The following is a 16,610-nucleotide window of genomic DNA, read 5'->3' on the forward strand; positions in this document are numbered from 1 at the left end:
CCGGAATCCATCTCATCAAGCAGCTCCGAAGCAGAATCTACTGATCGGGAGGCTTCAGGCCGCCGGCAGCCCGCCGGAGGCAAGCCACCAATCAGCAGTGCTGCCGCCGGAGCGACAGATTAATGACGGGCTCGCGCCCGCCATGTGGTTGGGGACAGGCGTTGGGGCAGGAAATGCCATCAGATCAGGCTAGGGGCGCGCAGGCAGGCAGCTTGCGTGACCGACTGCGCTTTGCCGGTCTCGATGCCGAGCATTGCGATTTGGTTCGGCGCCATCGCGTCGATCTTCAGCAACACCTGACCGCCGGCCTGCGTGATCTTTTCCAGCGGTTTCAGTCCTTTCCCGACGCCGCACGCAATTTTGAAAGTGAGCGCCAGGTCGAGCGGCTCCACGACCTGCAGTCCTCGCATTGGGATGTTTTGACGGATGCACGCTTCGACAGTCTCTATGCCGAGCGCGTGAAGGTTCTGTCCGATTCCGAAAGCAAGATGGGCCTCGACCCGCGCTGGCATGTCGCAGGCCACGGCGTCGTTCTCGAGCACGTCATCGGTGGCCTTGCGACCGAGCTGGCCGGCCGTTCCTTCCTGCCGAGCAGCCGTCGCCGGGCCAAGGAAATTTCCGACCTTATGTCGGCAATCATTCGCCTCGTGATCGTAGACGTCGAGATTGCTGTATCCCTGCGCTTCAATGCCCTGCGGGCGAGCCAGCAACGCGCGCTCGCCGATCAGCGCAACAGTGACAAAGCCGAAATCACTCGCGTTTTCGCCGATGTGATCAATGGCCTTGCCGCCCGTGACCTCACGGTTCGAGCAACCGTCGAGGAAGACGGCACCCACCAGGACATCGCGCTGGCGCTCAACGGCGCGCTCGATGCCGTCCAGTCCGAGTTTCAGGCGATCGCCGAAAAGACCGCGGTTGCTGGAACATCCGTGCAGACGCTCGGCGATGCGTCGAAGCAATTCGCCGGCAATGCGTCGGCTCATGCCCAGCAATTGCTCTTCTCTGCCGCCGCGCTTGCCGATCTCTCGGAAAGCGTCCGCCACGGTGCCGCAGGCAGTCGCGCTGCCGAGCAGGCTTCGGCTTCGACACGCGCGGCAGCCGAGGAAAGCGGCCAAGTCGTCGGACGCGCAATTGCTGCGATGGCGGATATCGAACAGTCCGCCGAGAGAATCGGCCAGATTATCGGTGCAATCGACGAAATCGCCTTCCAGACCAATCTCCTGGCGCTCAATGCCGGCATTGAAGCTGCCCGTGCAGGCGACTCTGGGCGTGGCTTTGCTGTCGTGGCCCAAGAAGTGCGCGCGTTGGCGCAGCGTTCGGCGGACGCCGCGCGCGAGATCAAGACCCTTGTGAGCACAACCAAATCGCAGGTGGATGCCGGCGTCCAGATGGTCGGACGGACTCAAGATTCGATCGGTAGCATCGTTCGTCAGGTCAGTGAGATCAACACGGCGATTGCGGCGGTCGCAAATCAGGCAAGCGAGCACGCCGCTGGCCTCGATGTCGTGACGGATAACGTGAAGGGCCTTGGCGTGCAGATGACCGACAACGCGGCTTCCGCAACGCGTTCCGCTGAAGGTGCGGACTACCTGCACACCGTCATCGTCGAACTTGGCCAGACGATCCGCGAATTTCGCATTGCCCGGCAGAATGCCGAGCCCGCGCGCCCGGCACCGCTGTTATCCCCGGCCGTCGATGTCAGGCGCTCTGCCGATGTCGTGGCTGACGACGAGGACTTCGGATTTGTGCAGCCCGTCGCCTCGGTCGGAGGGCGGATTGTTTACTAACAGACCGGTATATGAGCCCTGCTCGCATTCGTTGAGCGGGAACCAGGAGACAAGGAAGAGCTGATGGCGGCAAGGAAAACTGGGAAGACGCTGAACCTGTCAGCGGTGCTTGATCTAAACGAAGCGACCTCGCTTCGTGACAAGCTTGCTTCGTTGCGCGGCAACGAGCTGGCCATCGATGCCTCTGCAGTCGAACGCGTCGGTGCATTGAGCGCGCAGGTCCTGATGGCCGCGGCAAAGACCTGGGACCAGGACAAGCTCGCCTTCACATTCAGCAAGGTTTCGGACGCATTTCAGAAAACCATGCAGCTGATTGGTGTCGATATCCACCATCTGCTCGCCAAGGAGATCCGGCAATGAAGAAAAAAGTGCTTACCGTGGATGATTCACGGACCATTCGGAACATGCTTCTCGTGACCCTCAACAATGCGGGCTTCGAGACGATCCAGGCCGAAGACGGCGTCGAGGGCCTCGAGGTCCTGGAAGAATCCAATCCTGATGTCATCGTCACCGACATCAACATGCCGCGCCTTGACGGTTTCGGCTTCATCGAGGGCGTACGCCGCAACGACAAGTATCGTGCGATCCCAATTCTGGTCCTGACGACCGAAAGCGATGCGGAAAAGAAGAACCGCGCGCGCCAGGCCGGTGCCACCGGCTGGATCGTCAAGCCTTTCGACCCTGCCAAGCTGATCGACGCCATTGAGCGCGTAACCGCTTAAACCCAGGATTTTCGCCTATGGATATGAACGAAATCAAAGAGATCTTTTTCCAGGAGTGCGAGGAACAGCTCGCCGAACTGGAATCCGGTCTTCTGAAAATGAATGATGGCGATCGCGATCCGGAAACCGTCAACGCGGTGTTCCGTGCTGTCCATTCGATCAAGGGCGGCGCTGGCGCCTTTGGTCTGGATGATCTCGTCGCCTTCGCGCATGTCTTCGAGACCACACTTGATTGCGTTCGTTCCAACAAGCTTGAGCCGACACAGGATGTCCTGAAGGTCATGCTGAAGTCGGCAGACGTCTTGGCCGATCTGACCAACGCTGCCCGCGACGGCGGCAGCGTCGATGAGAGCCGCAGCCGCGGCCTGGTGAAGGAACTGGAAGCGCTCGCCAACGGCGAGCTGCCGTCGCCGTCTGCTGCCGTGGAAGCCCCGGCTGCGAAGCTGGCGCCCGTCGCCGCACCTGTTGCCGCTGCCCCGGCGCCGAAGCCGACCGATGATAGCGGCTTCCAGCCGATTCCCTTCTCTTTCGATGATTTTGGCGGCGAGGAAGAAGCCGGCTCCCATCTGCCTGCCTACGAAATCACCTTCAAGCCGCGTTCGGACCTCTATTCCAAAGGCAATGACGCGACCTTGCTGCTGCGTGACCTCTCCCGTCTCGGCGAGATGAGCTGCTACTGCAACATGGATGCGCTGCCCGGTCTCGATGATCTCGATCCGGAAGCGGCCTATTTCTACTGGAACGTGACGCTCAAGACGGAAAAGGGCGAAGACGCGATCCGTACCGTCTTCGAATTCGCCGAGTGGGATTGCGATCTGCAGATCACACCTGTCGAGGCAAAGGCCGCCGCCGCCGAGGTCGAAGAATTGCCGATGATCCCGGTTCCCTTCGACCTCTCCATCCTCGATGACGGTGCTGCCGAAGTGCCGACCGCACAGCCGAAATCCGATACCGCCGCTGCCGTTGCTGCCGCCCAGACGGCTACCAACGTCACGCAGATGGCTGCCGCCGCTGCCCGTGTCGAGAAGAAGGAATCTGCTGCCGCCGCCGCTGCAAGCGCGGCTGCCGCCGCCCAGAACAACAATGCCGCTGCAGCAAGCGCCGGCCAGACGATCCGCGTCGATCTCGACCGCGTCGACCGCCTCATCAACCTCGTCGGCGAGCTCGTCATCAATCAGGCGATGCTCTCACAGAGCGTCATCGAAAACGATACGACCGGGACGTCCTCGATCAACATGGGCCTCGAAGAGCTGCAGCAGCTCACCCGCGAGATCCAGGACTCCGTCATGGCGATCCGCGCGCAACCGGTAAAGCCGGTCTTCCAGCGCATGTCGCGTATCGTCCGCGAAATCGCCGACATGACCGGCAAGACGATCCGCCTGATCACCGAAGGCGAGAACACCGAAGTTGACAAGACGGTCATCGACAAGCTGGCCGAGCCGCTGACGCACATGATCCGCAACGCCGTCGACCACGGCATTGAGACGCCGGAGAAGCGGGCCGCCAACGGCAAGAATGTCGAGGGTACGGTTCGCCTAACGGCAAAGCACCGCTCGGGTCGCATCCTTATCGAGCTTGCCGACGATGGCGCAGGCATCAATCGCGAGAAGGTGAAGCAGAAGGCGATCGCCAACGAGCTGATTCCGGCCGATGCCAACCTAACGGACGAGGAAATCGACAACCTTATCTTCCTGCCGGGCTTCTCCACGGCAGACAAGATCTCCGACATTTCCGGCCGCGGCGTCGGCATGGACGTCGTCAAGCGCTCGATCCAGGCGCTCGGCGGCCGCATCAACATCACCTCTAGGCCGGGGCAGGGCTCCGTCTTCACCATGAGCTTGCCGCTGACGCTCGCGGTTCTCGACGGCATGGTCGTCACCGTTGCTGGCCAGACGCTGGTCGTGCCGCTGACGGCGATCGTCGAAACGCTGCAGCCGGAAGCCTCCGCGATCCACTCCTTCGGCGCCAGCCACCGCCTGATCTCGATCCGCAACAGCTTCTGCCCACTGGTCGATGTCGGTCGCATTCTGAACTTCCGTGCTACCCAGGCCAATCCGGTGGAAGGCGTTGCGCTTCTCGTCGAATCCGAAGGCGGCGGTCAGCGCGCCCTCATGGTCGATGCCATCCAGGGCCAGCGCCAGGTCGTCATCAAGAGCCTCGAAGCGAACTACACGCACGTTCCGGGCATCGCTGCTGCAACCATCCTCGGTGACGGCCGTGTCGCGCTCATCCTGGACGTCGATGCCGTCGTGGGTGCATCCCGCGGCCAGGCATTGAAGCAAGAAGTATCGCTGGCAGCGGTGGGATAAGGTTATGTCGTACGCCGTGAAAAATCTGCACGAGGGGGACCGCGAATTGATCGCGTTCCGCGTCGGGGATCAGGAGTTTTGCGTGAATATCATGTCGGTTCGCGAGATTCGCGGTTGGACGCCGGCAACGGCGATGCCGCACTCGCCATCCTACATGAGGGGCGTGATCAACCTGCGCGGTGCGGTGTTGCCGATCATCGACCTATCCGCCCGTCTCGGCATGAAGCCGGCGGTGCCCACGCAACGCCACGTCATCATCGTTGCGCAGGTTCACCGGAAGGTCGTCGGCCTGCTGGTCGATGCTGTGTCCGACATTCTGACCGTTACCGAAGACAACGTGCAGCCGACACCGGAGATCGCATCGGAACTGCAGCGCCAGTTCGCCCGCGGCGTCCTGGCGATCGACAAGCGCATGATCTGCCTGCTCGAACTAGAAGCCATTTTCCCCGAGACGGAAAGCGAAGCTGCATGAATGTCCTGAGTGCAAGAGACACGCGGCAGGGAAGCCCCGACGAGGTGCTGGCGAGCGGCGAATACCCGCTGACCCGCCGCGACCTCATGGAAATTGCCGCGATGATCTACTCGGATGCAGGGATCTACCTGAACGAGACGAAGGCATCGCTCGTCTACTCGCGTCTATCGAAGCACATTCGCAATCTCGGCCTGTCGGGCTTTCGCGAATATTGCGCGCTCGTTTCGTCGCCGGCAGGTGCTGCCCCTCGCCGTGAAATGCTGTCGCATCTGACGACGAACTTCACACGCTTCTTCCGCGAGAACCATCACTTCGAGCACCTGCGCGATCATGTTCTGCCGGACCTGCTGCATCGTGCAAAGATGGGCGGCCGGGTCCGCATCTGGTCGGCAGCCTCCTCGGATGGTCAGGAGCCCTATTCGATCGCGCTGACCGTTCTGTCGATGATGCCGAACGTTGCCGACTACGACTTCAAGATTCTGGCGACCGATATCGATCCGAAGATTCTGGCGATCGCCCGTGCCGGCGCGTATGACGAAAATGCCCTCGAAACCGTCTCGCCTGCCATGCGCAAGCAGTGGTTCAGCGAGGTCGAGGTCCAGGGACGGCGCAAGTTCCAGGTCGATGACCGCGTCAAGCGTCTGATCACCTACAATGAGTTGAACCTGATGGCGCAGTGGCCGTTCAAGGGCAAGTTCGATGTCATCTTCTGTCGGAATGTGGTGATCTACTTCGATGAACCGACGCAGATGAAGATCTGGTCACGCTTTGCCGAATTGCTGCCGGAAGGCGGTCATCTCTATATCGGCCATTCCGAGCGCGTTTCCGGCGACGCCAAGCATGTCTTCGACAACATCGGCATCACCACCTACCGCTACACGACCAAGGGCGTGGGGAGGAAGGCATGAGCGCACCAGCTAAAGTTCTCGTCGTCGACGACTCTGCCACGATGCGCGGCCTGATCACTGCCGTGCTGAGCGCCGATCCGGAGGTTAGCGTCATTGGCCAGGCAGGCGACGCGCTCGAGGCGCGCGAGGCGATCAAGAAGCTCAATCCCGACGTTGTGACGCTCGACATCGAGATGCCGAACATGAACGGCCTCGACTTTCTCGAGAAGATCATGCGGCTGCGTCCGATGCCGGTCATCATGGTCTCGACGCTGACCCATCGCGGCGCCGATGCCTCGCTGGCGGCACTTGAGATCGGCGCGTTCGACTGTGTCGGCAAGCCGCTTCCGGGCGACGTACGCCCTTTCGGCGACCTTGCCGAAAAGGTGAAGGCGGCCGCTCGTTCGCAGCGGCGCCAATACACCCAGCCGGCACCGGCTGCACCGCCGCCTGCTGTTGCCGACTTCCGCGTTGGCCGCAAGATCGTTGCGATCGGATCGTCGACCGGTGGCGTCGAGGCGTTGATTGCGGTGCTTCAGAAATTCCCGGCGAACTGCCCTCCGACGGTGATCACGCAGCATATGCCGCCAACCTTCACCAAGAGCTTTGCCGAACGCCTCAACCGGCTCTGTGCGCCGGTCGTGCAGGAAGCGACCGACGGCGCGCGTCTGGAGATAGGCAGAATCTACCTCGCACCCGGTGGCGAACGCCACCTGCAGGTTGCCAACGCCCATGCGCCTTGTTGCCGCCTCATCGAACGTGATCCCGTGAACGGCCACAGGCCGTCCGTTGATGTGCTATTCGATTCGGTTGCCGAACTGGCTGGCCGCAATGCTGTCGGCGTGATTCTGACCGGCATGGGACGTGACGGTGCCGCCGGTCTATTGAAGATGCGCCATGCCGGCGCGCGCACGCTCGGTCAGAACGAAAAGACAAGCGTGGTCTACGGCATGCCGAGGGTTGCTTACGAACTCGGTGCCGTCGAACAACAGTTGCCGCTGAATGGCATCGGCGAAGAAATCTTGAAAATGACAGCCGCCCGAAAGGAAGGAACAGACTAATGTCAATCGCAGAGAAAATCAAAGTTCTGATCGTCGACGATCAGGTCACCAGTCGACTGCTGCTCAGCGACGCGCTGACCCAGCTCGGCTTCAAGCAGATCACCGCTGCCGGCGATGGCGAGCAGGGCTTGAAGATCATGACCCAGCAGCCGCATCATCTTGTCATCTCCGACTTCAATATGCCGAAGATGGATGGCCTCGGCTTCCTGCAGGCTGTTCGCGCCAACCCGGCGACGAAGAAGGCGGCCTTCATCATCCTGACGGCGCAGGGCGATCGTGCGCTGGTCACGAAGGCGGCGCAGCTCGGCGCCAACAACGTTCTCGCCAAGCCCTTCACGATCGAGAAGATGAAGGCGGCGATCGAAGCCGTATTTGGAGCATTGAAATGAATCTCGACGTAGCAGCCCGCCGCGTTAATATCATCCAGGGCGAATGGAAGGTCCTGAATGATCCGAATGCGGTACTGACGACCATCCTTGGATCGTGTGTGGCTGCATGCCTGCGAGATCCCGTGGCAGGCATTGGAGGAATGAATCATTTCCTCCTGCCGGGGACAGGAAACACGCCGATGACGGGCGGAGACGCCACGCGTTACGGTGTCCATCTGATGGAATTGCTGATCAACGGCCTCCTGAAGCAGGGCGCGCGCCGCGACCGCCTGGAGGCCAAGATCTTCGGTGGAGCGAAGACGATCTCGACATTCTCGAATGTCGGCGAACAGAACGCCGCCTTTGCTGTGCAGTTCCTGAAGGATGAAGGCATTCCCGTCATCAGCTCCAGCACTGGTGGTGAGCACGGGCGCAAGCTCGAATACTGGCCGGTCTCCGGGCGGGCTCGACAGTATCCGCTCACCGGTGCGGAAACGCAGAGAACTGTTGCGCTTGAGCAGCGTCCGGCCGCTCCGCAGAAACCTGTCGAAACCAGCATCGAATTCTTCTGAGGGCGAGGACCTATTAATGACTGTGAATGCAATGACAGAGCAGCCGTCGCCCGCTGAAGCCCTGCCTGATGTCCTGATGCGTATCGTCTCGGAATTGCATGACGTCGCCTATCTGATCGAGCGGATCGAGCCGCAGCTCCTCGAAGTCGGGGGCGGTGCCGAACTGCTGAACTCGCCGGAGAGTATGAAGGTCATGCAGGGAATCGATCTTGCCGTGCAGAAGACGCGCGGTCTTGCAGAGTTCATCGACACCATCACCGGCGAAATCCCGCAGGACTGGGCGGTCGATGTCGCGACGGCATTGAGCCTGGTGAAACTCAGCGAAATGCAGCGGGCGCTAGGCGGCTCCATGTATCATGGCAACGTTCAGCCTCTGGCGAAGGCAGCCGGAGACTTCGACTTCTTCTAATCCGGGTTCTACTCCGCACCTCCCCACGAAACGCTCGCACAAGTTTCGGCATCTATCGTCGAGATGAGGCAATAAGCCCGCTTTGTCTGTGACGGTCGTGCGAGAACAGAATGAATCTGTTAAATCAATTAGTTCAAATCTTTAAGAACTTCAGTTCGCTAGGGCGGAATCGCCTGCTGGCGCTGGCCGGCGTGGGCGTCGTTTCAGTCGCGCTGATCCTGGCGGCAGCCTTTTTGGTCAACAAACCCGCCCAGGAAACGCTTTATGTCGGGCTTGATACCCCTGATCTGAACCAGATCAGCATAGCACTCGCCGAAGCGAATATTGGGTTCCAGGTCGGAACCGACGGCTCCAGCATTACGGTTCCCGCCGGCACGACCGGCAAGGCGCGTCTCCTGCTCGCCGAGCGGGGTCTCCCGAACAGCGCCAATGCAGGCTACGAACTCTTCGACAATGTCGGCTCGCTCGGCCTGACCTCATTCATGCAGGAAGTCACGCGGGTTCGCGCGCTCGAAGGTGAAATTGGTCGCACGATCCAGTCGATCTCCGGCATCACCGCTGCTCGTGTTCACATCGTCATGCCCGAGGTCGGCAACTTCCGCAAAGCCGAACAGAAGCCGACAGCGTCCGTCATGATCCGCGCAAGCGCCGCCGCCGGCCGGAATGCAGCGACGTCGATCCGCCACCTTGTTGCGTCAGCCGTTCCCGGCCTCGATGTCGGTGATGTCACGATCCTCGATTCGGCCGGGCAACTGCTCGCTTCCGGTGACGAAGCCAGCAACAGTTCGCTGAACCGTTCGCTGAACATCGTTCAGAACGTCCAGGGCGAAGTTGAAACCAATATCGACAAGGCGCTCGCACCTTTCCTGGGTATGGATAACTTCCGCTCCAGCGTTACGGCCGAACTGAACACCGACAGCCAGCAGATCCAGGAAACGACCTACGATCCGGAATCGAAGGTCGAGCGCTCCATCCGGACGACGAAGGAAGCCTCTCAGTCGCAGCAGAAGCAGTCCGACAACGCGACCACCGTCGAGCAGAACATTCCGCAGGCAGCGCCCGACTCCGGCGGCGCCACCGGTCCGGAATCGCAAGACAAGTCCGACAAGAAAGAAGAACAGACCAACTACGAAATCAACAGCAAGACGACTGCTACGACGCGTAATAGCTACAAGATCGAAAAACTCTCTATCGCCGTCGTCGTCAACAAGGGCCGTATTGCCCAGATGGTCGGTGAGCCCGCGGATCAGGCGAAGGTCGACGCCTATCTCGCAGAGATGCAGAAGATCGTGGCATCGGCCGCCGGCATCAGCGCCAACCGTGGCGATGTCGTGACCGTCACGGCTATGGACTTCCTGGAGAACCAGCTTCTCGAGGAGACCGGCAGCGGCGTCCGGGTCATGGATATGCTGAGCCGCAACCTTGCGGGCATCATCAACTCTCTCGCCTTCGTCGCAGTCGCTTTCCTGGTGATCTGGATGGGCGTCCGCCCGATGATCCGCAGCGTAACGGGCAATGGTACGGCGGTCATCGGCGACACCTCGCCGGAAAGCGCGGGTCTCGAACTTCCGGATTTCGCTCCGGCAGGAGGCGTGGGCACCGGTGGTGCGCTCATGGATGGCTTCGGTTCGGACTTCGGTTTCGACAGCACCGAGGACCTGCTCAGCCTCGGCGACGACGACGGCAACTTCAATCGTCGCGTCAAGGAAGGCCCGGAACGCAAATTGGCGCGTATGGTCGAGATCAACGAGGAACGCGCCGCGAAAATCCTTAGAAAATGGGCGGTCGACAACGCCGCCGCATAAAGAAAGGCCGGGCAACCGGCCTTTTTCTTTTGCCCATGCGCTGCACAGCTATCCAGTCATATTTTACCATCGCTCGAATGCGGGCATGAAGATTTCTGAGGATAGAACTTGACAGAGGGCTGATATGACCACGCGTTTTACGCGAATCGTATTGTCAGAGTTCCCCGAATCACTTTAATTTAATAATTCCTTAACAAGCGGAATTTGTGCGCGAATCAGGGCACGAAATGCAGAAAATGTAAATCCCAAGAACTCGGAGATGGTGAATTGTGCCACCTATCGTAATCTTGGATGATTCGCGGAGAGGTCGTAATTTGTTCAGGAGCATGCGGATCAAGCTTCTGTCGTAGGTGGTTTACAGCCGCGGGGTTTTGCCAATGGACATGCATATATTGCAGGCTCTCAAGAGCGACACGCGCAAGGCAAACTTCGTTGGTATAGCAGCGACAAACCTCTCTTCACGCGACGAACTGATCGCACAACTCTGCGAGATCTCGAACACGGGACGGTTGCAACCCGGGCTGCGCGCACTGACGGACTATGTTGGCGCGTCGCACTATCTTTTGGCGCGAGCAGACCTGGTGCAGGAGGCTGGCCTCGACTTCGTCGTCTCCTCGGACTGGCCGTTCGATCTCGTCACCAACCTGGCGCATGCCTTCGTCGGCGGCTTCGCCCGCGCGACGGAACTCGAAAAATGCATGCTGCTCTTCCAGCCGCACTTCGCCCTCCTGCCGGATACGGCGGACGCTCCTGATGGCGCCAGCCGCCAATACTGTTCGCTGATGTTCAACATCGGCCGTTCGCGCCTGGTGCTGATGTTCCTGTTTGATGATGGGTTCATTCTGTCGCAGGAGCGGTTGCGGGATGTGGGGCTTTTGACGGCGTATTTTGCAAGCTTCCTGCAATGCGGCGCCACCAAGGCTGACCGGGACTTCGAATTGACCGATCGGGAACTGGAGTGCCTTTTCTGGATCGCCGAAGGCAAGACGAGCGACGAGATCGCGATGATCCTCGGCATCTCCCGCAATACCATCAACAACTACATCACCAGTGTCATGCGAAAAACGGCGACGAAGACTCGTTCAGAGGCCATCGCATTCGCGGTCAGGAACAATCTCGTCTAAGGGGACGGCGTTATGGGGCAGCCATCCGGTCGGTCGATGGGAAATTCGGAAATGATGCGCGGCGTGCGGGTCAATAAGGTTGCGAGTCGGTCTGATCTGTTCCCGCGCCTGATCGGCATGCAGAAGCTTGCCGATGCCCAGAACTTCGCCGTCTACCGTGTCAGTGGGGCAGGCGTTCCGGCGAAGCAACGTCTGGTTTGCGAGCTGGAGAACTGGGGCTCTTCGAACAGTGGCTTCAGCCGGGCATTCATCGACGCCCATGGCGAAGCGCTGCTTGATCATATCGAGAAGTCGCTCCTTCCGGTCGTGTGGGCCGGCGGGCTCGATCGCGCCGCTCCCCGGCCCGCAAGCATTGCTCCCTTCATGACGCGACTGAAGGACGGCCTTCTTCCGTTTTCCGGCATGGCCTTTCCGGTGCGCCTTGGCGCCGTGGGCAATGGCTTCGTTGTCTTCACGGGCGATGATCTCGAGCCGGCGAGCGACATGATTGTCGAATTGCATGCGAGGTCCTGCCAAGTCATGATCGATCTGCTCTCGCTCGACGAGCGCCGTGTGGCGGCGGCCGAAGCTCTCAGCGAACGCGAGATTGCCTGCCTGCAGCTTGCCGGCGACGGGCGCATCAGCGAAGAGATTGCGGAGAAGCTCGGCCTCTCCGTGCATACCGTCAACGCCTATCTTGGCTCGGCAACGATCAAGCTGGATTCGGTCAACCGAATCCAGGCGATCGCAAAAGCGATTCGCCTTGGATACATAAGCTGACAGGAAGGTGCCTAGCGTGCTTTAGCCCGCCAATGCCCGCAATGGCTCGACGTTATAGCGTGCGTCGCGCAGGCTCTGCTCGAGGAAAGCGGTGTTTTCGTCAGGATCCGTCGAGGGATTCTGGAAGGCGATATGGTTGATCTCAATGCCGGCGTGCGCCTCGGCAAGCGTCAGCTGCGCATAGATCGTGACGTCGCGCGGCTTGATTTCGAGGTCGATCACCACTTCCGGCTTGCCGCCCCACTCCAACGTATAGCTGCCGCCATGGCCGAAATTGACCGTGCCGGGATGGAAGAAAAGCTCGGCGGCTGACGATACCAGATCGGAAAGATTGCCGTAGTACTCGAAGCGCAGAAGAGAGATGAGGTCCGAAGCGTCCAGAAGCCGCAATTCCGTGGCCACCGGGCTGATTGCTTCAGCCAGGATTTTTTCACGCTGGGTAGAGTAGGGGCATTTTTTCATTCGGCTATCTTACCCGTTTGTTCTTGGCTTGCGTCGCGTAAACCCGATGGATGAGTTCCGCGACTGCCTTATAGAATACAGACGGTATGACACTATCGACCGAGACTTGCGCAAACATGGAGCGCGCGAGAGGCGGGTCTTCGAAAACGGGAATGCCGTTCCTTTCCGCGATCTCTCTGATTTTCAACGCAATTAGATCCTGACCCTTGGCGACGACGACAGGCGCATCGTTCTCCTCTCGCACGTAGCGTAGGGCGACGGCAAAGTGCGTCGGGTTGGCGATCACGAGCGTCGCGCGATCGACATTGGCGATCATGCGGCGGCGGGCGCGGTCGCGCATCACCGAGCGCTGGCGGCTTTTGACGAAAGGATCGCCCTGCGACTGCTTGTTTTCTTCCTTGACTTCGTGCCGCGTCATCTTCAGTTCGGTGAACCAGTGATAGCGCGTCCAAAAGAAGTCGGCGATCGCCACGACAGCGGTAGCGATCAGGACAACGATCGTAATCTTCTGCATCGACGTCATCATGCGCGTGAAGATCGTCTGCGGATCGGAGAACATCGCGTCGATTGCGTTGAAGTATTCGCTCTTCAGCACGAAGAACATGACGACGCCGACGATGACGATCTTCGTCAGCGATTTGCCGAACTCGACGAGGCCAGGCAGGCTGAACAGCCGCGACCATCCCTTGGCGAGCGAAATACGCGAGTACTGCGGCCGGATACGTTCGAGCACCGGCGTCGGAAGGTTTTGCGAGATGGACGCGGCGACGCCGAATACCATGAACAGGATGAAGGCCGGCGCAAGCAATGCTGCCGAGACCCAGCCCAAGTGAACGAACAGGGAAAGCGCGTCAGGTCCGGTTTCGAGCTTCCATTGGTCAGGCTGTTCGAAAATGTCCTTCAGCGCCTCGCCGACCTTGCTGAGTCCCTCCGGCAGGAAGAAGATGATGTAGACGAACGTGGCAAGCACGGTGGCAAAAAGCGGCACCTCGCGCGAAAACGGCACATTGCCTTTCTCGGCAGCGTCGCTTTTCTTTTTCGCTGTCGGGTCTTCTGTTTTGCTGTCCTTGTCGTCGTCGGCCAAGGCCGAGGCCCTCCATCAAAAGAAACGGCCGCGCCAGGGCGCGGCCTTTCTGGAAGGGTATCTCCCTTTTGCCGCCGCGATCAACCACGGCGGTAGGGAGAGGGCGCTTCGTACACAACAACAGCGGCTCAGGCCGCAGCCGAACCTTCGCCCTCGGTTTCCTTGAGCTGGATCTGACCGGAATTTGCCAGGCGAATCGCTTCCTGGGCAATGGCGCGCCGCGCGATCGCGATTTCGCGCGGATTGATGCCGACTGTTCCGCTCTGCAGATCCGATTCGATCATGCGGCGCTGGCGCGGGCTGATCGAGGCGAGCACCGCCTCGCGCATTTCGGCCGCCGAGCCGCGCAATGCCATCGTGAGGATGTCGGACGAGATATCGTTCAGCAGCATCACGCGGCTGCGCTGCGGCATGAGCATGAGGTCGTCGAAGAGGAAGATCTTCGGCCGGACCTTGTTGACCGATTCGCGGCTGATCGATTCGAGCGAGGTGAGCAGGGTATCGACCTGCGGCTTGTCCATCTCGTTCATCAACTCTGCAACCTTCGTCGAGCCGATCGAATTCTTCTCGGCGTCGATCTCGGCCAACAGGGTCATAACCTGCTTCTCGATGATCTGTGCGGCCTTGGGGCTGACGGATTTGAGGTTGACGGTACGGTTCATGATGTCCGCGCGGCGCCCGTCCGGAATCTGCATCAGGACCTTGGCGCCGAACGAGGAGGGCATCATGGAGAGAATGTAGGCAACTGTCTGCGGATGCTCGCGCAGGAGGAACTTGCCGATGAAGGCCGGGTCGCCTTCGCCGAGGCGGTCCCAGATCGACGTCTCGTAGGCCTGGAAGGTCGTGCGACGGCCGAGGAGGCTGTCGACTTCGTCAGGCGTCAGGCCCTCTTCAAGGATGCTTTCGATCGCCTTGGCGTTGTCCATAAGACCGGCGCCTTCGGTGAACAGATCCTCGAATTCGGCGACAAGTCCGAGCAGTTCATCCGGCGGAATGGCGCGCAGCGTTTGCGCCGAGCCGATGATCGTCTGCAGCTCGGCCTGCGTGAAATACTTCAGCAGCCTGCCGGCGACCCCTTTCCCCATAGCGAGGAGAACGGCCGCCGCCTTTTCAGCCTGGGTCAACGGTTTCTCGGCAAGAGCGCCGCCGAAATCGTCAAAGTCCATCATGGTCTAACCTCTCCGTCCCTGCACCGGGATCAGGCTTTTTTCGTACTCAAAACTTCTATCAGCTTCACGCCGAAACGCGTGTCGTCGTTTTCCAGAACGGTGATCTCACCGCGCGCGATCTTGCGGCCGTTCACCATGATTTCGACCGGCTCGCCGATCTTCTTGTCGAGCGCGATGGTCGCGCCTTCGTTCAGGTTCATCAGGCCGGCGACCTGCATGCGGCTGCTGCCGAGCATGATCTGAACGTCGATCGGGATGTCCATGATCAGGTCAAGGTTCGACTGCATGGCGCTGCCAAGCGGCGCCGGTTCGGAAGCGACCGCACCGAAGGAGGTGTCGCCGAAATCGGCAGAGCCGCCAAAGTCGGACGTTGCACCGAAATCGCTGCCACCGAACGCAGGCTCCTCGGCCGCGTCTTCGAAATCGCCGCCAAAGGTGGACAGGTCAGTGCTGCCGCTGAAGGCGTCGCTCTCGTCGGCGAAGTCGGGCAGGCCGCCTTCCGCGTCAGTCTTCAGGACGCCGCGCAGGTCATCGATGGCCTGATCGAGCTCGGCCTCGTTGCCCGGGAGCTCCATTGAAAGGTCGCTGGTCTTGGGTGTCTTCTTCGTCGCCATGAAATCACTATTCCAGTTGAAACTTGCCTCAAGCTGCCGTGCGGCAGCCCGGTTGGAAAATGGGCTAATTCATCAAGTGGCGGATGAGCTCGTCATCCGAGTTAATCGTATCCTTTACCCGGACGGTATAATTCTCGCCCGAGCGTCCAAACTCGCAGACGTACAATTCCTTGCTGTTGGCACTGACTTCGACACGGACGTCGCCGCGATCGTAGAAGGGAATGACGTCACCAGCCGCAAGCTTCGAAATGGTCCTGAGCGTCAGGTCCTGCAGACGGATCTTGGCGTTAAGCGTTACCTGCGAACGGCGCACCTGCTCGCTGAGCTGATCGGTCCATTCGGACGACTTGGCAGGCTGCCCCTTGGCTTTTGGAGCCGTCACGCTCGTTTTCAGCAGAGCAGCCTGGGGAACGATCAGCGAGAAATCCGAGGTAATGCCGGAAAGCGTGATCGACATGTTGATCGCGGCCGCAAACTCGTCGGGCTTGTCTTCGGCCGGCTTGGCACGCGTTTCGAACGCATAGGGAAGCTCTAGGGCCGGCTCGAAGCCGCCAGGCGCGTTCACCGCCGAGCGAAGAACATTGGCGATCTTGTCGAAAACCATGACCGCAAGCTCGAGTTCGATCACGGACAGCAGGCGGTCGGCCGGCCGCTCGACGGTCTCGGCTGCCGCACCCAGCAGGTGCTCCATCAGCGTGATGACGAAGCTGTTGCCGCAGGCCAGCGTAATATTCTGCGACCAGTTGCGGAGTGTTGCGTTAACGAGCGTCACGTTGCCGCCGAGATCGGCGACGAGGTCGTTCTTATGTCCGCTGTCGCAGCCGAGATAGGCGACCTCGACATCGAGATTGGTCTCGCTTTTGATGATGTCGGGCAGGAAGACCGTGTAGACGTCGCCGAAGGCGCCGCAGATCTTCTCGATGGTGGCCTTGTCGCCGAGCCTGCCGGTCAGCTTGGCAAGCAGGGCTTCGTCCATAAGGGGGGTCTTGAGGGTAGCGTTCATGAT

18 protein-coding genes are annotated in these 16,610 nt (G+C 60.2%); 13 read left to right on the forward strand and 5 right to left on the reverse strand.

The features are described from left to right. The first annotated feature begins 173 nt into the window (after positions 1 to 173). From PMI09_RS16705 to visR, 13 genes are all read left to right on the forward strand, one after another. Positions 174 to 1,787 (forward strand): globin-coupled sensor protein, encoded by a 1,614-nt coding sequence (locus PMI09_RS16705; protein WP_037083329.1) that lies wholly within the window; start codon positions 174 to 176, stop codon positions 1,785 to 1,787. A gap of 63 nt (positions 1,788 to 1,850) precedes the next feature. Continuing rightward, positions 1,851 to 2,147 carry an STAS domain-containing protein gene (locus tag PMI09_RS16710; protein ID WP_007796526.1) on the forward strand — a complete coding sequence of 99 codons (297 nt, stop codon included), beginning with the start codon at positions 1,851 to 1,853 and terminating at the stop codon, positions 2,145 to 2,147. After that, positions 2,144 to 2,509, forward strand: coding sequence for a chemotaxis response regulator CheY1 (cheY1, locus tag PMI09_RS16715; protein ID WP_007530053.1), 366 nt, complete (start codon positions 2,144 to 2,146; stop codon positions 2,507 to 2,509). Before PMI09_RS16710 ends, cheY1 begins: the two co-directional genes overlap by 4 nt. A 17-nt stretch (positions 2,510 to 2,526) precedes the next feature. Further along, entirely contained in the window at positions 2,527 to 4,818 is a 2,292-nt protein-coding gene (locus PMI09_RS16720) for a chemotaxis protein CheA (protein ID WP_007796529.1), read from the forward strand. Positions 4,819 to 4,822: 4 nt separating this feature from the next. After that, entirely contained in the window at positions 4,823 to 5,290 is a 468-nt protein-coding gene (locus tag PMI09_RS16725; protein ID WP_007796532.1) for a chemotaxis protein CheW, read from the forward strand. Beyond that, positions 5,287 to 6,198, forward strand: coding sequence for a protein-glutamate O-methyltransferase CheR (cheR, locus tag PMI09_RS16730; RefSeq protein ID WP_007796536.1), 912 nt, complete (start codon positions 5,287 to 5,289; stop codon positions 6,196 to 6,198). The genes PMI09_RS16725 and cheR overlap by 4 nt, the downstream gene beginning before the upstream one ends. Then, entirely contained in the window at positions 6,195 to 7,238 is a 1,044-nt protein-coding gene (cheB, locus tag PMI09_RS16735) for a protein-glutamate O-methylesterase CheB (protein WP_007796538.1), read from the forward strand. The genes cheR and cheB overlap by 4 nt, the downstream gene beginning before the upstream one ends. Continuing rightward, positions 7,238 to 7,627, forward strand: coding sequence for a response regulator (locus PMI09_RS16740; RefSeq protein WP_007530058.1), 390 nt, complete (start codon positions 7,238 to 7,240; stop codon positions 7,625 to 7,627). The genes cheB and PMI09_RS16740 overlap by 1 nt, the downstream gene beginning before the upstream one ends. Next, positions 7,624 to 8,178 carry a chemoreceptor glutamine deamidase CheD gene (cheD, locus tag PMI09_RS16745; RefSeq protein WP_007796542.1) on the forward strand — a complete coding sequence of 185 codons (555 nt, stop codon included), beginning with the start codon at positions 7,624 to 7,626 and terminating at the stop codon, positions 8,176 to 8,178. Before PMI09_RS16740 ends, cheD begins: the two co-directional genes overlap by 4 nt. 16 nt (positions 8,179 to 8,194) lie before the next feature. Then, positions 8,195 to 8,587, forward strand: a complete 393-nt coding sequence (cheT, locus tag PMI09_RS16750) for a chemotaxis protein CheT (protein WP_007796543.1) — start codon at positions 8,195 to 8,197, stop codon at positions 8,585 to 8,587. Positions 8,588 to 8,697: 110 nt separating this feature from the next. Next, entirely contained in the window at positions 8,698 to 10,392 is a 1,695-nt protein-coding gene (gene fliF, locus PMI09_RS16755; RefSeq protein WP_007796545.1) for a flagellar basal-body MS-ring/collar protein FliF, read from the forward strand. A gap of 377 nt (positions 10,393 to 10,769) precedes the next feature. Beyond that, positions 10,770 to 11,516 carry a transcriptional regulator VisN gene (visN, locus tag PMI09_RS16760; RefSeq protein WP_007796548.1) on the forward strand — a complete coding sequence of 249 codons (747 nt, stop codon included), beginning with the start codon at positions 10,770 to 10,772 and terminating at the stop codon, positions 11,514 to 11,516. A 12-nt stretch (positions 11,517 to 11,528) separates the two neighbouring features. After that, on the forward strand, positions 11,529 to 12,275 hold the full coding sequence (gene visR, locus PMI09_RS16765; RefSeq protein WP_007796551.1) for a transcriptional regulator VisR: 747 nt from the start codon (positions 11,529 to 11,531) through the stop codon (positions 12,273 to 12,275). Between the two features lie 21 nt (positions 12,276 to 12,296). On the opposite strand, the gene PMI09_RS16770 is transcribed toward visR, so the two are convergent. The 5 genes from PMI09_RS16770 to PMI09_RS16790 all read right to left on the reverse strand — a co-directional run bounded on the left by PMI09_RS16770 (position 12,297) and on the right by PMI09_RS16790 (position 16,607). After that, positions 12,297 to 12,737, reverse strand: a complete 441-nt coding sequence (locus PMI09_RS16770; RefSeq protein WP_007796554.1) for a hypothetical protein — start codon at positions 12,735 to 12,737, stop codon at positions 12,297 to 12,299. 4 nt (positions 12,738 to 12,741) lie between these two features. Further along, a complete protein-coding gene (gene flhB / locus PMI09_RS16775; protein ID WP_007796557.1) occupies positions 12,742 to 13,821 on the reverse strand; it encodes a flagellar biosynthesis protein FlhB in 1,080 nt (359 codons plus the stop codon). Positions 13,822 to 13,949: 128 nt separating this feature from the next. After that, complete coding sequence (gene fliG / locus PMI09_RS16780; RefSeq protein ID WP_007796561.1) at positions 13,950 to 14,990, reverse strand: flagellar motor switch protein FliG; 1,041 nt, start codon at positions 14,988 to 14,990, stop codon at positions 13,950 to 13,952. A gap of 29 nt (positions 14,991 to 15,019) precedes the next feature. Then, positions 15,020 to 15,604 (reverse strand): flagellar motor switch protein FliN, encoded by a 585-nt coding sequence (gene fliN / locus PMI09_RS16785; RefSeq protein ID WP_007796565.1) that lies wholly within the window; start codon positions 15,602 to 15,604, stop codon positions 15,020 to 15,022. A 64-nt stretch (positions 15,605 to 15,668) separates the two neighbouring features. Continuing rightward, positions 15,669 to 16,607 (reverse strand): FliM/FliN family flagellar motor switch protein, encoded by a 939-nt coding sequence (locus tag PMI09_RS16790; RefSeq protein WP_007796567.1) that lies wholly within the window; start codon positions 16,605 to 16,607, stop codon positions 15,669 to 15,671. Positions 16,608 to 16,610 lie beyond the last annotated feature (3 nt).

The sequence above is a fragment of the Rhizobium sp. CF122 genome, from assembly GCF_000282035.1.
Classification (GTDB): Bacteria; Pseudomonadota; Alphaproteobacteria; order Rhizobiales; family Rhizobiaceae; genus Rhizobium.